Source organism: Oribacterium sp. P6A1, from assembly GCF_000702885.1.
Taxonomy (GTDB): Bacteria; Bacillota; Clostridia; order Lachnospirales; family Lachnospiraceae; genus Oribacterium.
In genome coordinates this window covers 24,938-49,579 of the sequence record NZ_JNKO01000017.1, presented here as the reverse complement: position 1 = coordinate 49,579, position 24,642 = coordinate 24,938, and the positions used below count along the sequence as shown (strand labels likewise).

Below are 24,642 nucleotides of genomic sequence, written 5' to 3'. Positions count from 1 at the left end.
TAGAGAGGTATAACTATCAAATCATAATCATATGAAATGGATGTCAGGATTAAAGATTGATAGATTCGAGTTTTCCAAATGTCCGGTTTGAAACAAACATGCTTTCAAGGGGACGTTGTTCACTGCAAAGGAGGGCAGGAATATGGCAATGGATATAAATGGTGTATATGGTAACTACGCAGGAGCATATACCAATCAAAAGAATACAAATCGAACAAGTAATTCGAAAGTTGTAAATGAATCCGGGAATTCAACCGGTCAGATATCATCCGTTGAGAATGAAAATAGTTCTAACAACATAAGGAAAACAGCGGCGGATGAATTGAAATATCTCAGTAAAAAATATGATGGCTACACTTTTGCCGCGGCGAATTTTCAGCCTGGAATGAGATATGGTTCCAACAAAACAACCAATGTGGCAATCTCTCCGGACTTCTTACAGAAGATGGCAAATGATCCGGAGCTTGAAGAGGAATATGAAAAAGAAATTGCAAATATGCAGTCGTTGGATGCACAAAGACGTCAAAGAATAGAGAGTGGTGGCGGTACTGTTGTTGCTATGGGATGGGCCATAGATAAGGACGGAGGCATTAGCTGCTGGTCTATAGGTAAGTATGATGACAGTCGTTCAAAGGTAACGTCTCCAAATGAATATGGAGCTAAGATCCGTCAGCAAAAGGCAGAAAAGAAAAAAACAGAAGAAAAGGTTGCGGAAAAGAAAAAAGAAAAAGCAGAGCAAAAAGAGGCTTTGGAAGAAAAGTTAAAAGCGGCTCGGGAAGAAAAGGCTGCCTTGAAGGAAAAGATAGACAGTGACAATAAGAAGATTCTTGGAGATAAGTACAAAGGATCCGAAATGTATGATATCACGGAGGATTTTCTTTCCGGAGAAGCAAGGAAAGGATTAAAGAATGATATGGTTGGTTTTAATTTTGACAAGAAGTTATAAATGCTAAAAAAGGAAGGGAGCCGGACTAATCCGACTCCCTTCAAGTATGCATCCGCAAATGCATACCCCAATTACTATTTGCAAGTATAAAGTAAATGATAAAAAAGTCAATGCTTAGATGAAGTTTTTCAAAGTTGTCATTCTGGATGCAAGATCAGGTCTTATAACCATAGATGCAACATTCTGATTAACAGATCGCCTATATTCATGGCTGACAGTGAACACTCAATCCTAAGGATGGGTTTAAAAAGGGGTTAAATGCTTCGGTAGAGACATATCCCTTTTATTGATATCGTGAACGTTTGTTTAGCAAAGTTTAATAATTGATAACGCTGGGTTTCTTGAGCAGGAAAGGCCTCTGGTGCTACAATATAGAGTAACAGACGAGGTGTTCTGCGTTCCGGGGTAAATCCCCTTTTTTCATAGTGCTTATTATTTGTTATGGAGGTATTCGATATGACTTTACAAGCACAGTCAATATACGATGATACCGTTGATTTGCTAAAATCATTAGACGAGAGCCAACTAAGGGCAATTCACTCAGTTATTGTGGAATTGACAGCCGCACGGGAGAAATGGCATAGCCCATTAGGGATAAAAACAGAAGAAGAGCTATGGAATCATATCGATCATTCACTGACACAGGCAAAAGCAGGTCAGGGACGAGATGCAGATGATGTAATAGAGGACCTGATGAAGGAATACGGTCAATGAAACAGTACAAAGTAATTGTAACTCCTGATGCGGAAGAAGATCTAAGGAAATACGTTGCATATCTTCGTGATGTCAAGAAGAATCCCCAGGCAGTTAAGAATGTTCTGGAAGATTTTAGGGATACAAAGAAAAGCTTGAAGAATGTAGCGGGAAGTATTAAAGAACCCGATAGCGAGAAGCTAAAAGAACGCGGTTTGAAAAGAATGAATTTTTTGAGGCATAACTATTTTGTTTTGTTCTACATAGGCGATGATGACAAAGTATATATTACAGACGTATTTCATGGGTTAGAGGATTTTGAGAGTAAGCTCAGGTGATTAGAATGCATACATCAAGTATTAAAGAACTTGATTAACGTATCGGTTATAGAATATACTGACAGCAACAGAACCCAACACGCCTCTCAAGGATGCGGACCACGTTGGGTCATTTAATTGTCAGGAGAAAATATATGAGTAAAGAACCGCAGTTATCTGTACAAGCAGGTAGCTGCGGCTTTTCTGTTCAAACGTATATTTCACCGCAAAAATCCCGTAGTTCACTACATAATAATGAAAATTAGAACACATTATGGCTATATAATAATAGTTCATTCTATAATGAAAGGAATTCGGAAATGAATATAGCTGTATGCGATGACGACATAAATGTCAGAAACCAATTAGCTGATCTGATAATGAAACAATATGCAGATGCGAAAATCAGCTTCTTTAGGGGAAGTGAGGACCTGATTTCCTGCGGAGATTTTTTTAATATTTATTTTCTTGATATTGAAATGGGAAACGTATCCGGTATAGAGCTTGCAAAGAATATCCGTGCGGGGCAGAAAGATTATGGGAAGCGAAGCATAATTATATTCGTTACCGCTTACCGAGAGTATATGGAAGAAGCCTTCGATGTAAATGCTTTTCATTATCTTGTGAAACCTATCAAGGAAAGCAAGTTTGCAGAGGTGTTTCAACGGGCGCTTAAAGAGGCCCGGTCTTCTGATGAACAAAGAAAAAAATACGTGATCATTAAGGACGGAGAGAACAGGAAAAAAATCATGTTTTCCGAGATTCAGTATATAGAAAGCAATGACAGGAAGGTGGTTTTCCATACAGACAGTGGACTCGCAGAAACCTATGCCAGAATGTGCGATCTTGAAAAGGAATTGGGGGAGACTTTCTTTAGGTGCCACAGGTGCTATCTTGTGAATTTTGAAAAGGTGACGGCTTATTCCGTGAACACCATTCGAGTACTTAACGGCGACAGCATTATCATTGCCGAAAAGAAGTATACGGATTTCGTCAAAGCGTACCTTCGCTACGCCAAGAACGGAGGTATCGTGAATGTTTGATCTTTTGACTGTCACCTTGACACTTCCGATATATGTGGCAGACGCGGTTTTCAGCGGGCGATACGGAACTGTGCTTCTGAAACCGAGATACAATGACTTCGGGGGCTCATCGCCGGAAAATGACAAACTATATGTAGCAAGGCTTCTGAAATCGAAACACCCTGAGAGGCTAATGCTTATTCTCTGGATAATCATTTACCTTTTCGTTGAAGCCATACTTTTCAAAGTGATGGATACGCAAACAGCTGCATTCCGCACATTGATGGACTTCGTTTTGTTGTACCTTCTTGAGCTTTTGTTCTTCGAACAGGATTTCAAAAGGCAGATATTTGCCGCCATAAGCTTTACCGCCGGAAAAGAGTTGATCAGAAATATCGGAAGTGTCGGTTATTACCTGATCTCCCACGCCACTTGTAGTATTTTTGAAAGCCTAATTCTTGAATCCGAAAACCTGACCACGGAAAAAGCAGATATGTTTCTCAACATCTATCTTTTCGCCCAGAGCCTGGCATCCGTAGTCATATATGTAGGGCTAATGTTTACATATCTGAAAGTCTTGAGCAGCAAATATATCCACAAAGGCTATGAGCCAAGCCCAGGGGAAAGCATATTTTTGATACTCCCCTGCATTACCGGCCTTGGGGTGTCCATGACTTTGCGTGTGATCATATTGAAAATCAACGAAAGATTATCCCTGCTGATTTATGACAAGGTTCCGGAGGTTCTCATATGGATCATAGTCATTTGCGTATTGCTCCTTGGCTCCATCATTGCTGCCATGATGCTGTTTCAATATCTTATTGAACGTAATGAAGAGAGACGGAAGCAGGCTATCCTTGAAAAACAGATGGAGCAGCTTCACAGGGAAATTGAGGATGTTGAAAATATATATTCTGACCTGCGGGGACTGAAGCATGATATGAGGAATCATTTGAATAATATCATGCAGTATGTTAAGAACACTGGAAATGATAGGTCGGAGATAGACGGATACCTCTGCGAGTTGGAGAATGCAGTAAATAAACTGGATTTTTCATCAAAGAGCGGAAATCCCATCACGGATATCATTATTTATCAAAGGATGCAGGAAGCGAAGAGGAGTGGGATTTTCTTTGAGTCGGACTTTGTTGCACCAGGGTCCGGGCGCATAGAGGAAGATTTTGTTGCGTCGGGCTACGGATACATAGATATTTATGATATTGCTGTCATTTTGGATAATGCTTTAGACAATGCCTTTGAAGCTTGCCGGGAGGTAGATGATGTAAGAAAAATCACCATTAAGTCCTATATGAAAGGAACTCTGTTCTTTATTGAGATTGAAAATGTATTTGACGGGCAGGTGACTTTTGATAAGGATACCGGACTTCCCGTGACGAGTAAAACGGATAAGCATTTGCATGGGATTGGGATGTCGAATATTCAAAAATGCGCAAGAAAATATATGGGGGATGTAGACATTGAGATTTATAATAAAGGAGAAAGACAGATGTTTTGTTTGACAGTTATGATGAATAATAAGTGCACAAGGAATTGACTGCAAGAATAGTGGTGTTCACTGCAATTGCATTATATCTGGTTTCTGACCTCCGAAGTAAAGATTAGATGAAGGAGGTTTGAAATGGCAGTAGAGATTAATGATACATATGGAAAATATGTCGGCAATAATGTAAATCCAAAGATAATAAAACGAGGAAAGAACTCCGGAATCAGACGAGACACAGAGATGGGAGACAGAGCCGGAGAGTCAGTAGTTGAAGTATTGCTAAACCAAAAAGATACCCTGGAGATTTCCGAACAGGGTAGGACAGCCTTAAAGGAAAAACAGGCAGTGGAGGATACAAAATCCAATCTGTCATTTGATACAGTTGATGATCTTTCAAAATACCTTTATGAGAACTTTAACATCGTAAAACAGGGTATGGCGGAAATTTCATCAAAATACCTGAGAGATTGTCTCACGGATTCGGACAAACGCCAGTCTCTTTTCGAAAATTTAAAGGCAGCAGATGAAGCTCTTGAAGAAAAGCGGGGAGAAGTAGGCTTTCAAAGTATGAAGATAAAAATCGACGATGATGGAGAAGTCACAACGGAATCTACCAGTAAAACTGTGGGTGTCAACGAGCAAAAGCGAAGGAGACAGATTGCAGCAGCTGCTACCAGAGGTGATATGCAGGCAATCATCGCCTTGCTGGAACAGGATCTTCAGGAGGTGGAAGCAGGACTTGAAGAAAATGCCTGCGACGAAAGAGAAGTGGAAAAGGTGAAAGCACTTCTTTCGGAGGCAAAACAGAAGATGTCCTCCCTTCCTGACCGTGAACCCACACCGGAAGAACAAGCTATTATGATGATGAATACGTTGATGTGAATTTTTTGTAAAATCAGTTGAGTTTGTGATTTTGCTACTTGAAAGATAAGATCATTGATGTATACTCTAATTAAGTAGGTGATGCACAGCCTTATAAATGAGCGAGTTAATAGTAGGTGATGCACAGCCTTATAAGTGAGCGAGTTAGCAGCAGGGACAAGGTTTCTTGTCCCTGTTTTATGTTTAGGTGGAATATGAGAAGCTTAAAGTTATATGAAGTTGATTCCCAATATGTTAAATACTTATCGGCATTTCAGGAACATATATTTTTTTCTGATGAGGATAAGTCCTCCAGGAAATACATAGGTATTGTCTTGGAAATAAATGGTTTTAAATACTTTGCACCATTATCATCATTTAAGTCAAAGCATAAGAAAATGTCTGAAAGTGTTGATTTTGTTAAGATCAAAGATTATGCGGTGATCAATATAAATAATATGATTCCTGTGCCGAATGAGAAATTTCATCTTGTTGATGTTAATGGGACCAAGGATCCGCATTACAGGTTCTTATTGCAGGCTGAAAGCAGAGAAATCAACAGGCAAAAAAATAGAATATTGAAAAATGCAGATATTGTATATAAGCATAAGCTGAGAAATGGTGATAATACACCATTAGCTAAAAGGACTAATGACTTTAGCAAGCTTGAAAAGGCTTGTAATTCATATTGTAATTAATAGAGTTAGTTCTACTTCCTGTTTTCACCGGGAGCCCTGGGACTCTCCCGATAAGAAACAGGTAACAAGCAAAAACTTCTGAAAATGGCGTAATTTCAAGCTTTTTGCCATTCCCACAGTTCTTAAAGAGAGAATCTTCGGAGAATCGAAAAGAATTCACAAACCTCAGAAACCGATGTGTTTCCGGGGTTTTTCTTTTGGAAAGACAAAATCTGTATTAGTTGTGATTGGAGTTGCAGCAGCGGTTCCAAACATGCCTATCGTGCTTTACAACATTCCTGCAAGAACAGGAAACAAGATCGATCCAAAGACTGTAGGAAAGCTTGCAGCAGTTGATAACATCGTAGGTGCCAAGGATTCTTCAGGAAACTTCTCCAACATCCTTGGATACATCGATGAAGGAAAGAAGGCGGATCCTGACTTTGCTGTACTCTCCGGCAATGATCAGCTGATCCTCTGGACACTTCAGGCAGGCGGCACAGGCGGAATTTCAGGTTGTGCCAATGCTTATCCTCACAACATGGCTATGATCTACAATCAGTTCATGGCAGGACACTGGGAGGAGGCTTATAACTTCTTTGATCAATATAAAGGTGGGGTGTCGCATATGACACTCCACCTTTTACTTTGTAGGATATAACGGGCTCATGTTCCGGCCCGGTACTATTCGTTCAAAATAACGCCGCCCCATTCAACTACAGTATAGCCGTTACGGGATATAGGTTCGATTACCGGTTTTGATACTTCCTGATCAGCGTATGGTTCAAAGGTGAACCAGAGGCGGAAAATATTATCAGGCTCAGGTGATACCTTAACGGGCATAGCATTATCAATGGTATCCGTAAGCTGCGGGTACATCATGAAATCCTCATCTTCGGACAGTTTCCCGGTCCAGAATTCAAGGAAATCACGGATTTCAGTGTTGTTGAAACCGTAGGCCTTAAGGATTTTCTCAAACTGTGAAGCTCTGGTGTCTGATTTAATAAGCCAGCCCTCATCTTTTTGGAAGTAGTAGGGCCTGGTTTCCGATTCGTAGAAAAGATAGCCGTAAGTGCTGCCGTCAGCAGCATTCAGAATTCCTCCGGGTGTTGCTCTGACCTGCCAGGTTCCCGTATAGTCCGGGATGGACTTTGTGAGCCACTGAGGCATACCAAAGGTTACGGAAATGTTCTGTTCAGTCTCTGTGTAGATATAGATGTTAGGTTTCAGAGCGCCTATACCCGGTGCAGGCTTTATCTTGTTTCTTTCGCTGTTTTCACGGTAGATAAGATCATCAAAGAAATAGTACATTTCCTGGAAACCTTCATCCATGTTTTGCTTCCAGGGATATTCCTCCAGTTCGGTAAGCATTTCATCCAAAAGAAAAGCATTGGCATCAGTAATATTTCCGAAAGCGATATCTTTCGCTCCCTGCCAGGTTTCTCTCAGGTTACGCCAGGTCCAGTCACTGGTGTGCTCTTTGAATTCATCAGTTGTGGCAAGCCATCCTGCGCCAACAGTGCCTGCCACCAGAACAGCTATGCCTGCTAGAGTTCCCCAAAAACCACCTGTTGCGGTTCCCAGGGAATATATGGTAAAGGAAGGAATCTCGGCCGAAATACCGGAGAGGAGGGCAAGTGCTCCGGATGTTAAAGATGTAATTGACAGACCGGCCCTTCCGAGCCATGAAGCGGCATGATCATCATCAGTCATATTTTCATATTCTCCTGTGAGGGTTCCGAGATTCTCCATTTCCTGGTATATGGTATAACCTCCCATGAAAATGTTAAAACCCCGCATCAGAAGGTTGCGTCCGGTTCTATACCATTTCGCTTTATCTGCTTTAAAATCTTTTTTGGAATTATCGAGGAGTTTCTTGGCAGTACCAAGTTCTTCATTGCTTGGGTTCTTATAGGATTTACTGTGTAATCTCCCTTCATTTATCATCTGCTGTTCCCAATCACTTTGAGCTCTGTATTGCGACATTTCTTCGTAAATTCTATCACATCGGGAATACTCTGCCCCTAATTCGGAATATCTGTTAATTGTGGCCTGATCATTTTTAGTTAAATAATCAAATAAGGATTTGGATTTTTCGGTTAAAGAAGCACTCTCCATTTCCATTCTGGTCATATTGCTTGTATTAAAGAAAGTACTATCACCAGGTGAAGCCGTATATCTGTCCAGGAACCCCTGAACCCCTCCATCATTAAGAATATCCAGTTCCAAACCGTATCTGCTGGAGTTCAATGCCATTAAGGCTTCCTGGGTTCCATACTCGGATAAATATCCGGAAAGAGCTCCTTCGGCTACCTGCCTTTTATAATTTGGATCTTTCTCTTTTTCTTTTGATGTTGTCGTTTTGTTATAGATCCTGGCAGCAACAATGTCATCTTTGTGTTCAAGTTCTCGCTGTATACGAGAGTATTCTTTTTGTATTTCTTCAATGTAACTGTCATCAATGGGTGGTTCGGAGAAATCTATATCATTTTCCTCACAGATTTTTTTCAGTTCTTCTTCGGATAAATAGTAATCCAACATATCCCATGGAACCGGAGGACCGTATGTTTCGGCGGGTTCTGATTCTTTTCCGGTATCGTTTCCGGTATCTTTCCCGGATGAAACATTCTTAGGCGCACCAAGAGAAAAAGACGTTTGCTGTATAAGAAGAGCACAGGTCATAAGCATTGCACAAAAACGTCTGAGTAAGTGCCTGTTTTTATTCATGACTTAATCCTCCTTCCTGTTTCGCCTGATTCATGTACATGGTCATCCGGGCCCGCATCTGATCCGTGGCGCCGTTTTCCATGCTGGCACGGAAATATGCATCAGCATTTGAATAATCACCCCATTTGCAGGCAATGGCGCCCATATAGTAAAGTGCTGAGCAGTCTCCGGGATCCTGTTTGAGGGCATTGTTAAGATAGTATTGAGCCGATGTAAGATTGCCTTTTTCATATTCCGAGATACCGGCCATGCGCTGCATATAGCCCCAGTCCGGATGATTCTGGGCCGCTTCCTTATAAAGGCGGTAAAGTGCCTCGGCATCAGTCTTTTCAGGATCCGACAGAGTGAGAGCCTCAAGCCGTACATAAAACTCCTTTGATGTCCTGTCTGATATGAGGTTAAGCCATTTCCAGGCTTCACTTATGTCTCCCGAAGTCAGACAAAGATATGCTCTGAGTCCATAGGTACGGTCGCTTTCTCCGTAATCCTCTTCAAGCTTTGCCAATGTCTCTTCCGCGGCTTCATCAAGACTAAGTATCATTTCCTCAGTCTTAAGTACCCTGTTTGCAAAATCGTAGGTGCTGTTTTCGGTCTTTTTTGCTGACGGAACGATAAAAGCAGTCAGTATGGCAAGAACAGCGCAAATCACCGGAATAAACTTCCACAGTTTCTTTCCGGGGATGTGAAGTTTTGAAAACAGAGGTACCGCCACGAGTCCTCCCAGAGATATAAGGAGCAGCAGGAAGGTGGAGAACCCGATTTCCGAAAAGACAAAAAACGAAAGGAGTGACAGAAGAGCGGTCACACATAAGATTCCCATAAACATAGTCATTCCTCCTTTAATCTGTCTTTAAGTCTGTTTAAAAGCTGAGTGTTGTGGTAACCGATACCGTACCAGTCCTCATCATGATTTACCGTAGGAACCATGGCTTGGATACGAAGGCAGAGTTCGTAGGCCTTCTGATAGTCTTCCAGTCCGTCGTAGGCATTGGCCAGACCAAAGAGGAAGGTGGTATTTTCGGGATCAACGTCACATGCCATCTTGTAATATTTTGCAGCAGTTTCATAATCATGATCTGCAAATGCTATGACACCTCTCAGATATTTTGCATAGGTGAGATCACTTCGTGTTTCAAGAACAGCGGAAAGCTCTTCTTCCGCGATATCAATATAACGGCGATATCCTTTGTCCATAGCTGTAAGGTAATGCAGAAGGAAAGGAGAGAACATGGATTGTTTCTCTTCATCTGACAAGGAACCGAAAAATGAGTAGCTGTAACCTGTGTAATTACTGTCATCATTGAAGGTGATGTAGGTACACATGACGTAAAACCAGGTTTCGATCTGATAAAGTTCCTTTCCTTTGATACCTTCATCCAGCATATAGGTTGAGAGGCGTTCCAGGGCGTCAATCATCTCTTCCCGTTTTCCGTACTTAAGGGCCGCTACACCGTACTTGAAAAGAAGTTCAGGGGTCTCGGTGCCGTTTTCCAGCAGATCCTTAGTGAAAACATAGGCCTCTGCCGGATCCTCGAGTCCGTTTAATGCACTGAGCTTGAGGGTTGTGAGTTTCTCCTTGAGTTCCGGAACATCACGGGTATCGATTCCGGAAAGTATGTCCGCAGCTTCTCTGTAGCCTCTTAGTTTCAGAAGCATCTGAACAGCCATAATTCCGGCTTTTCTGAGGGCATCGGGGTCATTGTCCTTTTTAACCAGTTCAAGGAAGCGAAGGGTACGTTCTCTTGCGCGTTCAAAAAGGTATCTGGTATCATCGCTTGCCCCTTCTGAGGCCGCGTATGCGGCAATATACTGGAGTCCCACCTCATCAGGATTTTCTTCTGCACGTTTTATAAATTTGTCGATGTCGTTGCCTTCAAGCTTTCCTTTCTTTCCTATCTGGTCAAGATCAGAAAGTGCATTACGATAATCGCTTATAAAAGAAGTATGTTTTTTCAGTTTCTCCAGAGTATTCTCAAGTTCAGGACCATTCTCCGGTATTTCAGGAAGAACATGGGTATAGATACCATCAAGAACATATTCCGTGACGATTTCTTTCCGGTAGTTTTCCTGATAGGATTCCATTTCACCTAAAAGGCCTGTTTCATAACATTCCAGCAACAGCCCTTTAAGGTCCAGATTCATGGGGGCGGAAATTACGGACTCTTCGAGTTTTCCCACGGCGTCTTTTACTTTTGATTCATCTGAACCCTGAAGAGCCAGATACATAAGCCAGGTTCTGGTATCGCCTGTACGTTTTGCTGATGAAAGAAGGGCCCATCCGTCATTTCTTAAGTAAGCATCAAGGAGAGCGATCTTTTCAGTGGCACGGTCTGCATAGACCATGGCATCAGGCACACTTCCGGCAACAAGAGTGTAGTTGCTGAGGGCAAGATCACTGTTGATCTCGCTTTCTATTTCTCTTTTCCAATCAGAGGCAGGCACCGATGGTCTTATCAGAAACATTATGCTTCCTAGAACAGTCAGCACCAGCGCGGTGATGGCAGACTCCCGGGAAACCGGGGTGAGGAAGGAGAGCAGTCCGGTAGGGTGAGATGAGGATTTCTCCGAAGAGACATTGCCCTGCACAGGGGTTCCGTTGTCCGGTTGTGGCTGAGGTTCAAAGTATGATGAAAGATTATGCATACCAAACTGCATACCTGCCCCGGCAGTGGCAGCCATGCGATTGCGGACGTTTTTTGGAATACTGTTTTGGGATATCCATTTCACAGAAGATGCAGCCATGGATTTTAGAATAAGTGAAATTACCAGTGTTTCCGCAACGCTGATCAAAAGCCATGACACGTAATCAGAGGTCAGGGTGGTGCTGGTTCTTACAAGCAGAAGTCCGAAAGTCACTGCCGTCTGAACCAGCGTGATGGTCAGAAAGGCCATCAGCCATAGAAAACAGTTAAGGGGATGCCTGATAAGCAGAAGAAGGTTCCTGATAAAACCCCGTGCTTTTAGGGAAACAGCATCTACGGTGGCACTGAAGCCGGCAGCCACCATGATAAGGGACATGATAACCGCCAGTAAGAAAACAGGAAGTATGGAAAATGATGATACAAAATTTGAAGCAACAAACATGCTTAATGACAGGGCAAAGTACAGAGGAGTCAATCCGAGCAATACTTTGGCGGCTCGTCCCGGCAGAGAAATCCGGGTTCCGGACATGCAAAGGAAAACTGCCATCAGAAATAGTGTTCCCATAAAGCGCGCGGAAAAACCACACAGTTTTACCTGGGAGTCGCTGAGAAATGACTGAAGCTGAGTCATTCTGACTGAGCAGAAAAGTGACGGACCTGCATTGAACATGAATACGCTGAGCAGCAGAAAAAGATTCATCCGACTAAGGGTGAACAGGGAGAAGCCTTCCTTTTCCCCGGCATGGTTCTGCTGAATGCCTGAACCGGGAGGGATAAAGGAACCCTGAAAGGAGCTGTTACTCGTGGGAACAAAGCCCTGGAAAGCTCCGGTGGAATTTGCATTATCAGCAGAAGCGGGTCCCGAAAAGGAGCCATGCTGAGAGACAGTCTGCCCGGAATGGATGTCCTGAACAGAGCTATGGGATGAAGCGTTTTGTGCGGAAGCAGGCACCTGAACAGGGTTCCGGTATGGAATGTTCTGTGCAGTGTTATTGCCTCTTTGTGATGAGGCAGGGCTATCTGCATCTGTCGGCACCTTCCAGCCGCATGCACGGCAGAATCTGGCTTCAGGGGTTAATGCACTGCCGCAGTTTCCGCAGAATTTTTTATTGTTTATCCCCATCTTCTGAGGACTTTTATTCGGTACAGGCTTTCCGCATCCGCCACAAATGGAAGCATTATCCTGAAGCTTCGTTCCGCAGTAACGACAGAATCCGGCCATAAAACAGCTCCTTTCATCCAGTAAAACCATCAAATTAAGAGAAATAGCTTAAGATTTTAATCGGCTATGGGAAAGGCAAGTATAAGATAAATAACCCGATTAGTGGGGGCTCTTGTATATGTCAGATTCGCCTGGAATGTGATATTTGGACCGGTCGGGGGCCGGTTCAGCCGGTGGAGAGCTTGAAGGAGAAATAGAAGGAAATGCCTGATTAAGCTATTAAAAATATTTTAATGAACAATTTCACTCCATAAGTGCTACAATTAAACCCATTACGGAGTGATTTCGACACTCTGCATTACATAAAGAATGATAATGATGTGAGTGGAAGAGTATCAGCTACGCGCAGATCAACGCCGAAACACACATAGGTGTGCAGGCGATACTCATATGAATACGAGGAGTTTCTATAGGTAATGAAGTCAACATTAAAAAGAACATGGGCAGAGATCAATCTTGATAATCTTGCCTTTAACTATAAAAAAATAAGAGAATACATCGGGAAAGATGTTAAGTTCCTTGGGGTTGTAAAGGCGGATGCCTACGGTCACGGCGCTGTTCAGGTATCCCGGCATCTTCAGGATCTTGGAGCTGATTATCTCGCTGTCAGCAGTATAGATGAGGCCATGGAGCTCAGATTCAACGGCATCACCATGCCTATCCTCATTCTTGGACATACACCAAGGGAACAGGTGGACAGACTTATCTGCTTCAACATCACCCAGGCGGTTACCTGTGAGGCCAAGGCCATCGAATACAGCGAAGAGGCAGTAAAATACGGCGGAACCCTGAAAGTACATATCAAGGTTGATTCAGGTATGTCCCGTCTCGGTTATATCTGCGAGGGAGATTATTTCGAACATGGAGTTGATGGAATCTGCTATGCCTGCAATCTTCCGGGACTTGATGCGGAGGGAATATTTACACACTTTGCGGTATCTGACGAAACGGGTGATGAGTGCGTAGAGTATACAAAGCATCAGTTTAAGCTGTTTACAGATGTGGTGAGCGCCGTCGAGGAAAAGCTCGGTAAGAAGTTCAAACTTAGACATTGTGCCAATACAGGTGCTACGGTGGACTATCCTGAGACCTATCTCGATATGGTACGCCCGGGGCTTCTGCTTTACGGATATGGGGACTTTGCAAAGCGTTTGGGACTTAAGCCCATCATGACCATGAAGACTACGGTCAGCACCATTAAGATCTATCCTGAGGGTACAAAGATCAGTTACGGAGGACTTTACACAACAGATAAAAAGACCCGTATCGGAGTTGTTCCTTACGGATACGCAGACGGATTCCTGAGGTCTTTATCAGACCGATACAGCGTTATGACCGGCCAGGGCGCCGCGCCGGTACGGGGACGTATCTGCATGGATATGTGTATGATCGACCTCACGGATAAGCCGGAAGTTGTTGTGGGAAGCGAAGTTGAGATTTTCGGAGAACACAATCCTATAGAGAATATGGCAGAAATGGCAGGAACCATACCATATGAAATAGTGTGTGCCGTCAGCAAGCGTGTTCACAGAGTTTATATCGCTGATGGCGAAGTGGTTTACAGAGAGCTGATGCTCAGGATGTAATAATAAAAAAGGATGATCTTTATCCGGACAGGTGGAGAGATGAAACGAATTAATGACAAAAGAAATATTTCCATGATGATGGATCTTTATGAACTTACCATGGCCAATGGCTATTTCCTTGGGGAAAACACCGAAACAAAGGTGGCATTTGATGTATTCTTCAGAAGAAATCCGGATGAAGGCGGTTTTTCCATATTTGCTGGACTAGAGCAGGTAATCCAGTATCTTGAGGACATGCATTTCGATTCCGAGGATGTGGAGTATCTCAGAAGCCTGAATCTCTTTGATGAAAAGTTCCTTGATTGGCTTTCAAATTTCCGTTTTACAGGTGATGTGTATGCATTTCCGGAGGGCAGCGTCATATATCCAAACGAGCCCATCGTGACCGTAGTTGCCAATATCGTTGAGGCGCAGCTTGTTGAGACTGAGCTTCTCACACAGATAAACCATCAGAGCCTCATTGCAACAAAGGCCCGTCGCGTTGTACGTGCCGCCCAGGGCAGAGCTGTTTCTGATTTCGGCGCACGCCGTGCCCATAACAACGATGCTGCAATTTACGGCGCAAGAGCTGCCATAATCGGAGGTGTTTCAAGTACGGCCACAGTTATAGCGGGCCAGTATTTTGACATCCCGGTTGGAGGCACCATGGCACACAGCTGGGTGATGTACTATGGTGACGAGCTCACTGCCTTCCGTAAGTTTGCAAAGATCTATCCTGATAACTGCATCCTTCTGGTAGATACTTATGATGTTCTGGATTCAGGTATCCCTAACGCCATAAAGGTCTTCAACGAGATGAAGGAACAGGGAATAAAGTCAAAGAGCTTCGGTATCCGCATAGACAGCGGAGACCTTGCATACCTCACAAAGGAGACAAGAAAGATGCTCGATGATGCCGGTTTCCCTGATGCAAAGATCGTTATATCCAACTGTCTCGATGAGAATACCATCAACTCAATCCTTGCCCAGGGTGGTCAGGTCAATGCTTTCGGCGTAGGTGAAAGACTTATCACATCACGTTCCGAGCCCGTATTCGGTGCTGTATATAAGCTTTGTGCCGTTGAGGAAAACGGAGAGATGCAGCCGAGAATCAAGGTATCCGAAACCGTTGAAAAGATCACAAATCCGGGACTTAAGGAAGTTTACCGTATCTACAACAGTGAAGGCCGTGCCCTTGCGGATCTCATCGCAAAGAAGGGTGAAGAAGTGGACCTTTCGGATTCCTTCAGATTTGTGGATCCAAGAAAGCCATGGAAGGTTCGTTCCTTCGAAAACTGTACTGCAAAGAAGATGCAAAAGCAGGTACTTAAAAACGGAAAGAGAACAGAAGAAGCCGTTTCCGCAAAGGAGATCGCTGTTTATGTAAAAGAGCAGCTTGCCAATGAGATTTGGGATGAGGAGCAGAGATTCGAGAATCCTCACTATCACTACATCGATATGACACCGGCATACTATGAGATGAAGATGGATATGCTGGCAAGAGAAGACTGGGCATAAAAATGTTATTTTTTTATTGACAACAGTATATAGTTTCTGTATACTCTTCAATGTTCGCAAGAAACAAGCGAACATGAAGTGCGCGAGTAGTAGAGTGGTACTACGTCGCCTTGCCAAGGCGAAGATCGCGGGTTCGATCCCCGTCTCGCGCTTCTCAAGAGCCTCAGGAGTGACCTGAGGCTCTTTTCGCGTTCGCCGAGGATCGAACCTACGGTTCGTCACTGCCCCCGATCTATGATCGGAGGAGCCGCGCGGCTTTGAGCGGTTCATAGGAATCCGATAGGATTCCTGCTTATTGCCTGCCGGCTCGGTCGGCGCTAAGCACATGCCAAAGGGCATGTAGCGCCCCCGTCTCGCGCTTCTCAACGCCCCGAAGGTAAAGACTTTCGGGGTGTTTTCGCGTTCGCCGGAGATCGAACCCAAGGGTTAGTCTCGCCTGCCGGCTCGGTCGGCGCTAAGCGCATGCCAAAGGGCATGCAGCGCCCCCGTCTCGCGCTTCTCAAGAGCCTGGAGGAAAAGTCCTCCGGGCTTATTTTATTTTTTGAAAAACTGTCGAAGTAGTAAGTGTTATAATAAATTCAGATTAGAATGTACGTGAGAATTTAGAATAACGGGAGAGTACTATGTTCGGAGAAGAAATCAGGAACGAGTTGTTTAAATTACAGGATATAAAATACAGAGATTTTCAAAGCAGGCTGATACCGAATATAGATCCGGAAACGGTGATAGGAGTCAGGACACCGGCGCTGCGTAAAATGGCAAAAGCTCTCTCAAAAAAGGAGGATATTAAGGATTTTTTGGGGGAATTACCCCATAGATATTTTGATGAAAACCAGCTCCATGCTTTTTTGATTTCAGAGATAAAAGACTATGATGAATGTCTTCAGGAGTTAAAACGATTTCTTCCATATATTGATAACTGGGCAACCTGTGATCAGTTATCTCCAAAAGTGTTTAAAAAGCATCGGGGGGAACTCTTTTCAGAGATTAAGAACTGGCTGAGATCAGAAGAAACCTATACAGTGAGGTTCGGAATAGGGATGCTTATGGAACATTTCCTGGATGAGGAGTTTGATGTGTCCTATGCGGGACTTGTAGCTGAAATAAGGTCAGAGGAATACTATGTCAACATGATGACGGCCTGGTACTTTGCCACGGCTCTTGCAAAACAGTATGACGATATACTGCCGTTTATTGAAAACAACAGGCTTGATGCATGGACTCATAATAAGACTATACAAAAGGCGGTAGAAAGTTATCGCATTACAGAAGAACAGAAGATATATCTTAAGTCGTTAAAGGTGAAGGGCAAATGACCTAGAAGGTAATGCTTATGGAAAATAAAAGAATTCAGAAACCTTTAAAAAGGAGTATACGATTCGGATGTATTTCATTCGTGCTTGTACTGTGTCTGGTACTTGGCGTCAATATATATTTCAATTACAAAAGTCTGTTTATTAAAGAAAGCCAGGATCATATAAGGCAGATCATCACTTATGTTACCGGATATATCGATAACGATGATTTAAAAAACTGCATGGAAACAAAAACAGAAAGCCAGAAGTATAAAGACATGATGGTTTTTCTGGATGACGTCAAAGAAGATCTGAATCCGCAGTATCTCTATGTCATAAAACCTTTAAAAGAGGATGGAGGAAATCATGTCCTGATTGTTGTGTCAGCAGAAAACAATTATGACCGATATGAGGATACTGAGGGGAATCTGTACCTTGGTGACATAACAGAGGATGAATACACAAAAGAAGAAGTGGACGAGCTCCATCTCATTATGGGGGAAAGAGATATTGTTTTCATGGAAAGTACTACTTACTGGGGCCATTCCTATTGCGGTTACTACACTCTTCGCGATTCTTCAGGAGTTCCCTATGCAATTCTTGGTGTTGATATAGATTTGACACAGATGTCACGTGATATTCTGTACAGAACGGTCACTAACCTGATCCTTATCCTGATGACCGGTGCTGTATTTATCCTGGGTTTTATGACCTGGGCATCCAGAAACATAACGGATCCTATCGAGATGCTGGAAAAGAGCGCTATCGGGTATATTAAAAAGAGCAGGGAGGTGAGCTCTCCGGATAAGCTTAAATTTGAAAAACCCGAGTTTAATATAAAAAACGAGGTTGAATCCCTGGGAAATACCATCAATCAGATGACTGAAGATATGAAGGACTACATGTTCCGTATCATATCTGCGGAAAAAGAAACAGTGCATATGAAAGAGGTGGCAAGTACGGATTCTCTTACAGGAGTAAGAAATAAGCTTGCCTATGATGAGAAAGTAAAACATCTCAATAGGGAGATAACTGCAAAACACATCAATCAATTCGGTATCATGATGATGGACGTTAATTATCTAAAGAAAATCAATGATACCTATGGCCACAAATACGGTGATATTCTCATCCAGAACTTCTGCGCCATAGTATGTGATAGCTTTGTACATTCTCCGATATACAGGATAGGCGGTGACGAGTTCGCCATCATCCTGCAGAAAAGGGATCTGGAAAATGCTGATAAGCTAATTCAGAACTTTGAAAAAGCCTTAAATGAACGTGCAGCAGGACAGGATGCCAAGCCTTGGGAAGCACCTTCTGCGGCAATAGGTGTAGCATATTTTGACATGAACACAGATACCGGCGTTGAAGACGTATTCCGTCGTGCAGATGACGCCATGTATCAGAGAAAGAAGGAAATGAAAGCAGAACGCATTGACTGAAACTGTTAAAAGCTGATATCGGACCGCTTCGCTCTCACTGGGAACGTCAGCCCATTTGTATTCGCTTCGCGAAGGGCTGGTGCTATATGCCAGATTCCTACGGAATCTGCCACCAGTCATGTGGGGCGCGTCATGAAATATCTCTCCCACTTTTGTGCGAGCACAAGTTGGAGAGATATTTCATGACACTTATATCATATTATAATAATAGAAAATTTTCGGCCGACATAATTCTGTGAAAACGAGTTTCTGAAAAGGAGGAATCATATATGTATCTAATAGTTTTTACCTGTTCAATGGCATTTAGTTTTTGTCTGACTTATTGGCAAAAGAAGAAAGAAACCCTGGATTTTAAACTATTGTTTTATATTTTTATGTCCTTCGTTTTATTCTTTGCTTTCAGCAGTCAGCCCGGCGCTGTTGCCGATAACTTGAACGGTAGTAAAGATGCGGCTCTTCCTTCGGCAGGAAAGTCTGCGATGCTTTTGGCTGCAGGTATGAATATCCTATGCCTGATTATCATAAGGTTATTTGCATATCTGGAGAATATGTACTGTAAGACAGGAAAAAAATCTATCGTTTCAAAAAGCGAAAGAATGTGGCTGTATATCGCAACTTTTATTCTTGCCTTGATAGACGGTTATTTAATGACCATAAATGGCCGTTCAGGTAAAGAAGTGTTTACACCTTATGTGGTGGCCTTCTTCAGTATGATTGTAATCCAGCTGACAGAATATATAGGGAAGCGTGAAGATGTTAATGAGCTGATGCGCGTTATAAAAGGTGAATGGAAAAGGCTTTTATATATCCTGATAGTATTCGTTGTTATTTGTTTATTTGATTTTAATGCTAAAACTGCTCCGCTTACAATCATCCATGCGCTGTGTTTCACGGCAGGTTACTTTATCGGAATCGTAGTTTCCCTTAATCCGGAATAAACAAGAAACTGATGCTTCATCTTCGTTTGAGTATTTCCTGACCTTTTGCTAAAATTCAAGGAAGTAGAAGGGCTCAAAAGGAGTATTTATATCATGGGCAAAGCAACAGAGAAGGGAATACGGAACTTTTTTCTGGAGATGGAGAACCACCAGATTTCTGCGCAGGAATTTTTCAATCCGTTTATGCTGGAGTCTTTAGAGAGAAATTTCGGTTTGTCAAAAGTTATCATTATGTATTTTGACACGGTAGGAAGGTTTCTGTCCTGGACAGATAAAGTTGAAGGGAATATTTCAAACATAAATGATGGTTCACATAAGACTAAAGACTTATCCGGATCCTTCTTGACTCCTGGAGATAATCAAAGCATTACTGATGAGACAGACCATCCATATATGTATTTTGAGTCCGAAGACATAGTGAGACAAAAAATATATGAAGAAGCTGTCAATGACCATCTGACCTATTTCGACATCGAACCAAGGCTGTATCGTGGAACTGATATAGTTAAGGATTACGGGAATTCTTCTCATGCGGCTTTCCTGAAAAAGAATTTTTCTGCACATTACAGCCTCACTATGGCTTTTGGTATCAATGCCTACATTCAGCTTGTTTTTCTCAGGGATAAAGCAGAGGGAGATTTTTCCGATAAAGATGTGGAGCATCTCCGTGATATATATTCATATATAGCAACTGCCTACAAGAATTTCAAAAAATATGAGCAGATTAAAATAATCTCGAAGATACAGGGAGAGATTATCGCATCGGGAGAGAAGGCATATCTGATAACCGATGACTTTATGCATATTCTTGACCACAGCAGTGAAGCGCTAAAGAGACTTGAAGAACTGATGGGGGTGAATCTCGGAAGCATTGACTCTGACACCCCCTGTAACTGGCTTCCATTCCTGCTGGGAGTTTCCGATTTGGACAACAGTGAGGTTCATAACAGGACCATTAAGAATTACATTTACACTATACATGATTACAGGCAGAGATACTCAAACGGAATAGTGGATCTCTATCACTGGATCACTATACATAAGGAAGAGCATGAGGCTCTTCCCAAAACGGATGGGGTGTTGTATGTCGGGACGGAGAGTCTCGACGCACTCACAAAAACAGAACAGAAGGTGGCCCGTCTCATGGCTAAGGGGTATACCTATAAGGAGATTGCGTCCACCATGGTCATCAGTTACCACACCGTAAAGAAGCACGTTGAAAATATCTACGAAAAGTGCCATGTGAACAGCAGATATCAGTTGATGCAGGTGATGAAAAAGTCCTGATATGACATGCCTGACTTGTGGCAGATTCAGTAATACGGCATACCGGGAAGAACACTTCGGTGTTCTTTTTTTGATACTTAAATTCAAGAAAAAGATTTGTATTACAATCTATGTTAGTATGACAATATAGGGAGAATTCCTTATAAATATAGGAATAGTTGGTTATGTTGTATTAATCAGACTGCATATAATATTTTTTAATATACCACAGGGATAGGTGACGAGTTGAGTACGAATGGAATTGTCTTTAACATACAGAGATTTACCATACATGACGGCCCGGGAATGCGGACAGAACTTTTTTTGAAGGGGTGTCCCTTGAAATGCATGTGGTGCAGTAATCCGGAAAGTCAGAGGAAAGGTATAGAGCCTGGACTTTATAAAAGTAAATGCATAGGACTTAAACAATGCGGAGCATGCAAGGCTGTCTGTCCAAAGGATAATGTTATTCAGTTCCTGAGGAACAAGCCTATAAGAGTAGACAGAAACATTTGCGAAGGCTGCCTGGTCTGCGGAGATAACTGCCCTTCCGATGCCATCAAGAGATGGGGACAGAAGATGTCCGTGGATGAATGTATGGAGATAATCTGCAGGGACAGCGGGTACTACGAGGAGTCAGGAGGAGGAGTAACGGTTTCGGGAGGAGAACCTCTTCTGCAGGCGGATTTCGTTGCGGAACTCTTTAAACGATGCAGGGAAGAAAAGATTCAAACCTGTCTTGAAACCACCTTTTGCGCAGCATGGAGTGAGGTGGAAAAGGTACTGCCTTACACTGATCTTATCATTACAGATCTTAAAATCATGAATGAAGAGATCCACAGAGCGTACACAGGGGCTGACAATCATCTTATACATGAAAATATCCGAAAGATTGCAAATCTTCATAAGGAACTCATATTGCGTATTCCTGTGATACCTCATGTGAATGACGATGATATGAATATCGAGAAAACCGCAGACTTTATTCTTCAGGACTTGAACAACGATATAAAGGTTTTGCAGCTTCTTAGTTTTATGAGGCTGGGAGTGGAGAAGTACGAGTCCCTGGGGCGTGAATATCCTATGAAGACTCTGAGGTTCAGCAGACACTCTTTTCAGAAGCGCGTGGAAAAGATAGCAGAATACTTTAATGAAAGAGGCATTAACTGTATCGTTGGAACCGGAGCTTGAAATTAGTCCGATTCGGGATATATAAGAGATAAATATTTCCTTATCGGTAAACCTGTTTTTACGTCGTTTATTTCCGGCCCACAGATGCAGATCCAATCGGCTAAAATCACAGGTATGCAGACATTTAGTAACCGAGAGTTTACGTCTTATGTGAACTCTCGGTTATATTTGTTTTACATATACTTATGATACAAAGGAATGATAAAAATATAGGGAACATTCCCTACATGGAATAGGCAATGCGGGTAATGTTAAATCTTATCTGTCCGGACTAAAATTTAATGTGTTTAAAACTAACGGAGGATAAACACATGGCAGAATTTCACACTACCTGCTCAGGCACTGAGCCTTATGATCATCAGTGCCACCTTGGATACGAGGTCAATCACAAGGACTGGTCACCGTTTCCGAGGATAAATTTCCTTAGAAAGAATTTTCTTGAGAAGAATTACTGGATAGATATCGAGCGCCTCAGGCTGGTTACAGAATCCTACAAAGCGCATCCAAAGGCACCGGCAAAGCTTCAGTGTGCTTACGCATTTAAAAATATTCTCGAAAATGTCACCCTTCATATATATGACCGTGAGCTTATCCTGGGTGATAATGCTGCTCCCGCGAAGGCAGCACCCATATACCCTGAGTTTTCTGTTAACTGGATACTTGATGAAGCTGTTAACCATCCTTTCGAGGACAGAGAGCATGACCAGTTTTACTGGAGGAGCGAAGAGGAAAAACAGGAAGCCATAGAACTCTTAAAGTGGTGGCAGGGAAGAACTGTAGCGGATGAAGTAGAAGGAAGACTCGATGAAGAGCAGATCAAGGGTTCTGAAGCCGGGAAGAAAATCTTCCAGACTAATCTGTATCATTATGCGGGAACCGGGCATCTGGCCATAGATTACGGAAAGCTCATGAAGGTAGGCTTCATGGGTCTCATTGAAGAAGCAAGAGCCCACAGAGAAGCCTTATCCAAAAAGGACCCTGAGTTTTCGGATAAAAGAGATTTTTATGATGCCATGCTCATAGAACTTCGGGCATCAATCGCATATATCGAGAGATACGCCCGACTTGCGGAGGAGACAGCTCTGGCAGAAACTGACCCTGTCAGAAAAGATGAGCTTACAAGGATGGCATTTAACTGTCATCAGATTGCGGGAGGACCTGCGAGATCCTTCTGGCAGGCGGTTCAGCTTTTCAATTTTGCAACAACCCTCATAACTATAGAAAGCAACGGACATTCCATCTCCTACGGACGTATGGATCAGTGGCTTTATCCTTATTACAAGGCGGATATAGATGACGGAGTTCTCACCAAGATGCAGGCTCTTGAGATACTTGAAGACCAGTTTGTGAAGCTGAACAATCCCACAAAGCTAAAAGACTGGGGCTCAACTGCCGTAAGAAACGGACGTGGTTTCGGTGGAGAAAGTCTCACCATCGGAGGTCTCGGCAGAGACGGGGATGATGCCACAAACGATCTTACATTTCTGGTTCTTGAAGCCTCGGAGCAAACCCGTATGATGGTGCCCTGGATCTGTGTACGTGTATCGGAGAAGACTCCCTATGAACTCAAGGTAAAAACAGTTGAATGTATACGTGCGGGCTTCGGTCACCCAAAGCTTTTCAATGATGCTCCCGCAATAAAAGCCATGCTTTCGAAGGGCATGTCTCTTGAAGAAGCAAGGGACTACTGTGTCGTGGGCTGTGTTGAACCTGATCTTCCGGGAGCTGAGTACGGCTGGCATGACGCCGCTTACGTTAACACACCCAAGATGCTGGAAATGGTAATTAACGGAGGAAAGTTCCTTGATTCAGATGAGCAGTTCGGGCCGGATACAGGAAGCCTCATTACATACAAGAGTTTTGAGGAGGTTCTTGAAAGCATAGATAAGCAGTTTGACTACTGGTGTGACCAGATGTGCTCAAGCCTGTACATCATCGAAGGGGCTCATGAACACAGAAAGCCCATACCCTATGTGTCAGCATTTTTCCAAAACTGTATGGATACGGGAAAGGATCTCACAGAGGGCGGCGCAAAGTACAACGGCATAGGCCCCCAGGCCAGCGGTCTCGGAACCTGCGCAGATTCCCTTTCGGTCATAAAGCAGCTTATGTTTGATGAGCATAGGTATACAGGTGAAGAGCTTCTTAAAGCAGTCAAGGACAACTGGAAGGGGCATGAAATGCTGTACGCCCTTGTGAACGGTTCGAAGGTCCATCATTACGGTAATGATGATGACTATGCAGATGAGCTGTTTAAGTTCATGTTTGACTGCTACACCGGACATATCAGCGGCAGAAAGACTTACCGCACAGGCGGACAGTTCAATCCCGGTGTATATTCCGTTAATGCCAATGTCGCCATGGGAATGGCCACCAACGCCACACTTGACGGGCGGAAGAAGGGTGAAGCGATTTCCGACAACATGGGACCGGTGCATACGGATGGAGGTTCACATGATGTGTCGGGGCCGACAGCATTGACAAACTCTCTTGTAAAGGTTGACCACAGCAAGGCAGGAAACGGAACTCTCATGAACATGAAGTTTCCCCAGGACGCAGTAGCGGGAATAACGGGAAGAGACAACCTGATAGCATTTATAGACCAGTATGTAAAGCTGGGAGCGATGCATGTGCAATTTAACATTATGAGTTCCAAAACCATGAGGGAGGCACAGAAGCATCCTGAGGAATATAAGGACATGTTGGTGAGAGTTGCAGGGTACAGCGCTTATTTCGTGGAACTTGGAAAAGCGCTGCAGAAAGATCTGATACAGAGGACAGAGCTTAGCTTTGGATAGTTTATGAAATATAGG

19 protein-coding genes and 1 tRNA gene are annotated in these 24,642 nt (G+C 43.1%); 17 read left to right on the top strand and 3 right to left on the bottom strand.

What is annotated here, in order from left to right; translation table 11 throughout:
* Positions 1-142: 142 nt before the first annotated feature.
* From T515_RS17645 to T515_RS11290, 8 genes are all read left to right on the top strand, one after another.
* On the top strand, positions 143-946 hold the full coding sequence (locus T515_RS17645; protein WP_197026437.1) for a DUF6033 family protein: 804 nt from the start codon (positions 143-145) through the stop codon (positions 944-946).
* A gap of 456 nt (positions 947-1,402) precedes the next feature.
* Positions 1,403-1,660: a hypothetical protein gene (locus T515_RS11320; protein ID WP_036611146.1), complete on the top strand. Its 258-nt coding sequence runs from the start codon at positions 1,403-1,405 to the stop codon at positions 1,658-1,660.
* Positions 1,657-1,977, top strand: a complete 321-nt coding sequence (locus tag T515_RS11315; RefSeq protein ID WP_036611145.1) for a type II toxin-antitoxin system RelE/ParE family toxin — start codon at positions 1,657-1,659, stop codon at positions 1,975-1,977. Before T515_RS11320 ends, T515_RS11315 begins: the two co-directional genes overlap by 4 nt.
* A gap of 299 nt (positions 1,978-2,276) precedes the next feature.
* Positions 2,277-2,999, top strand: coding sequence for a LytR/AlgR family response regulator transcription factor (locus tag T515_RS11310; protein WP_036611144.1), 723 nt, complete (start codon positions 2,277-2,279; stop codon positions 2,997-2,999).
* Entirely contained in the window at positions 2,992-4,533 is a 1,542-nt protein-coding gene (locus T515_RS11305) for a GHKL domain-containing protein (RefSeq protein WP_051671670.1), read from the top strand. Before T515_RS11310 ends, T515_RS11305 begins: the two co-directional genes overlap by 8 nt.
* An 84-nt stretch (positions 4,534-4,617) precedes the next feature.
* On the top strand, positions 4,618-5,364 hold the full coding sequence (locus tag T515_RS16725) for a hypothetical protein (protein WP_051671669.1): 747 nt from the start codon (positions 4,618-4,620) through the stop codon (positions 5,362-5,364).
* Positions 5,365-5,558: 194 nt separating this feature from the next.
* Positions 5,559-6,041 (top strand): type III toxin-antitoxin system ToxN/AbiQ family toxin, encoded by a 483-nt coding sequence (locus tag T515_RS11295; protein ID WP_036611167.1) that lies wholly within the window; start codon positions 5,559-5,561, stop codon positions 6,039-6,041.
* Between the two features lie 223 nt (positions 6,042-6,264).
* Positions 6,265-6,681: a dihydrodipicolinate synthase family protein gene (locus T515_RS11290; RefSeq protein ID WP_330372665.1), complete on the top strand. Its 417-nt coding sequence runs from the start codon at positions 6,265-6,267 to the stop codon at positions 6,679-6,681.
* Between the two features lie 23 nt (positions 6,682-6,704).
* On the opposite strand, the gene T515_RS11285 is transcribed toward T515_RS11290, so the two are convergent.
* From T515_RS11285 to T515_RS16720, 3 genes are read right to left on the bottom strand one after another with little or no spacing between them, the layout of a single operon-like run.
* Positions 6,705-8,747, bottom strand: a complete 2,043-nt coding sequence (locus tag T515_RS11285) for a hypothetical protein (protein ID WP_036611142.1) — start codon at positions 8,745-8,747, stop codon at positions 6,705-6,707.
* Entirely contained in the window at positions 8,740-9,573 is an 834-nt protein-coding gene (locus T515_RS11280) for a tetratricopeptide repeat protein (protein ID WP_036611140.1), read from the bottom strand. Before T515_RS11280 ends, T515_RS11285 begins: the two co-directional genes overlap by 8 nt.
* 2 nt (positions 9,574-9,575) lie before the next feature.
* A complete protein-coding gene (locus tag T515_RS16720; RefSeq protein WP_051671668.1) occupies positions 9,576-12,611 on the bottom strand; it encodes a double zinc ribbon domain-containing protein in 3,036 nt (1,011 codons plus the stop codon).
* 416 nt (positions 12,612-13,027) lie between these two features.
* On the opposite strand from T515_RS16720, the gene alr reads away from it, so the two are divergent.
* From alr to hpfG, 9 genes are all read left to right on the top strand, one after another.
* Entirely contained in the window at positions 13,028-14,197 is a 1,170-nt protein-coding gene (gene alr / locus T515_RS11270; protein ID WP_036611139.1) for an alanine racemase, read from the top strand.
* A 39-nt stretch (positions 14,198-14,236) separates the two neighbouring features.
* Positions 14,237-15,694: a nicotinate phosphoribosyltransferase gene (locus T515_RS11265; protein ID WP_036611164.1), complete on the top strand. Its 1,458-nt coding sequence runs from the start codon at positions 14,237-14,239 to the stop codon at positions 15,692-15,694.
* An 80-nt stretch (positions 15,695-15,774) separates the two neighbouring features.
* Positions 15,775-15,846, top strand: a tRNA-Gly gene (locus tag T515_RS11260).
* A gap of 471 nt (positions 15,847-16,317) precedes the next feature.
* Positions 16,318-17,010, top strand: coding sequence for a DNA alkylation repair protein (locus T515_RS11255; protein ID WP_036611137.1), 693 nt, complete (start codon positions 16,318-16,320; stop codon positions 17,008-17,010).
* Positions 17,011-17,027: 17 nt separating this feature from the next.
* Entirely contained in the window at positions 17,028-18,434 is a 1,407-nt protein-coding gene (locus tag T515_RS11250) for a GGDEF domain-containing protein (protein ID WP_036611136.1), read from the top strand.
* Between the two features lie 269 nt (positions 18,435-18,703).
* Positions 18,704-19,372 carry a hypothetical protein gene (locus T515_RS11245; protein ID WP_036611135.1) on the top strand — a complete coding sequence of 223 codons (669 nt, stop codon included), beginning with the start codon at positions 18,704-18,706 and terminating at the stop codon, positions 19,370-19,372.
* 93 nt (positions 19,373-19,465) lie between these two features.
* On the top strand, positions 19,466-20,659 hold the full coding sequence (locus T515_RS11240) for a response regulator transcription factor (RefSeq protein WP_036611134.1): 1,194 nt from the start codon (positions 19,466-19,468) through the stop codon (positions 20,657-20,659).
* A gap of 225 nt (positions 20,660-20,884) precedes the next feature.
* Positions 20,885-21,829: a (2S)-3-sulfopropanediol dehydratase activating enzyme gene (gene hpfH / locus T515_RS11235; protein WP_036611133.1), complete on the top strand. Its 945-nt coding sequence runs from the start codon at positions 20,885-20,887 to the stop codon at positions 21,827-21,829.
* A 311-nt stretch (positions 21,830-22,140) separates the two neighbouring features.
* Positions 22,141-24,627 (top strand): (2S)-3-sulfopropanediol dehydratase, encoded by a 2,487-nt coding sequence (gene hpfG, locus T515_RS11230; protein WP_036611130.1) that lies wholly within the window; start codon positions 22,141-22,143, stop codon positions 24,625-24,627.
* Positions 24,628-24,642 lie beyond the last annotated feature (15 nt).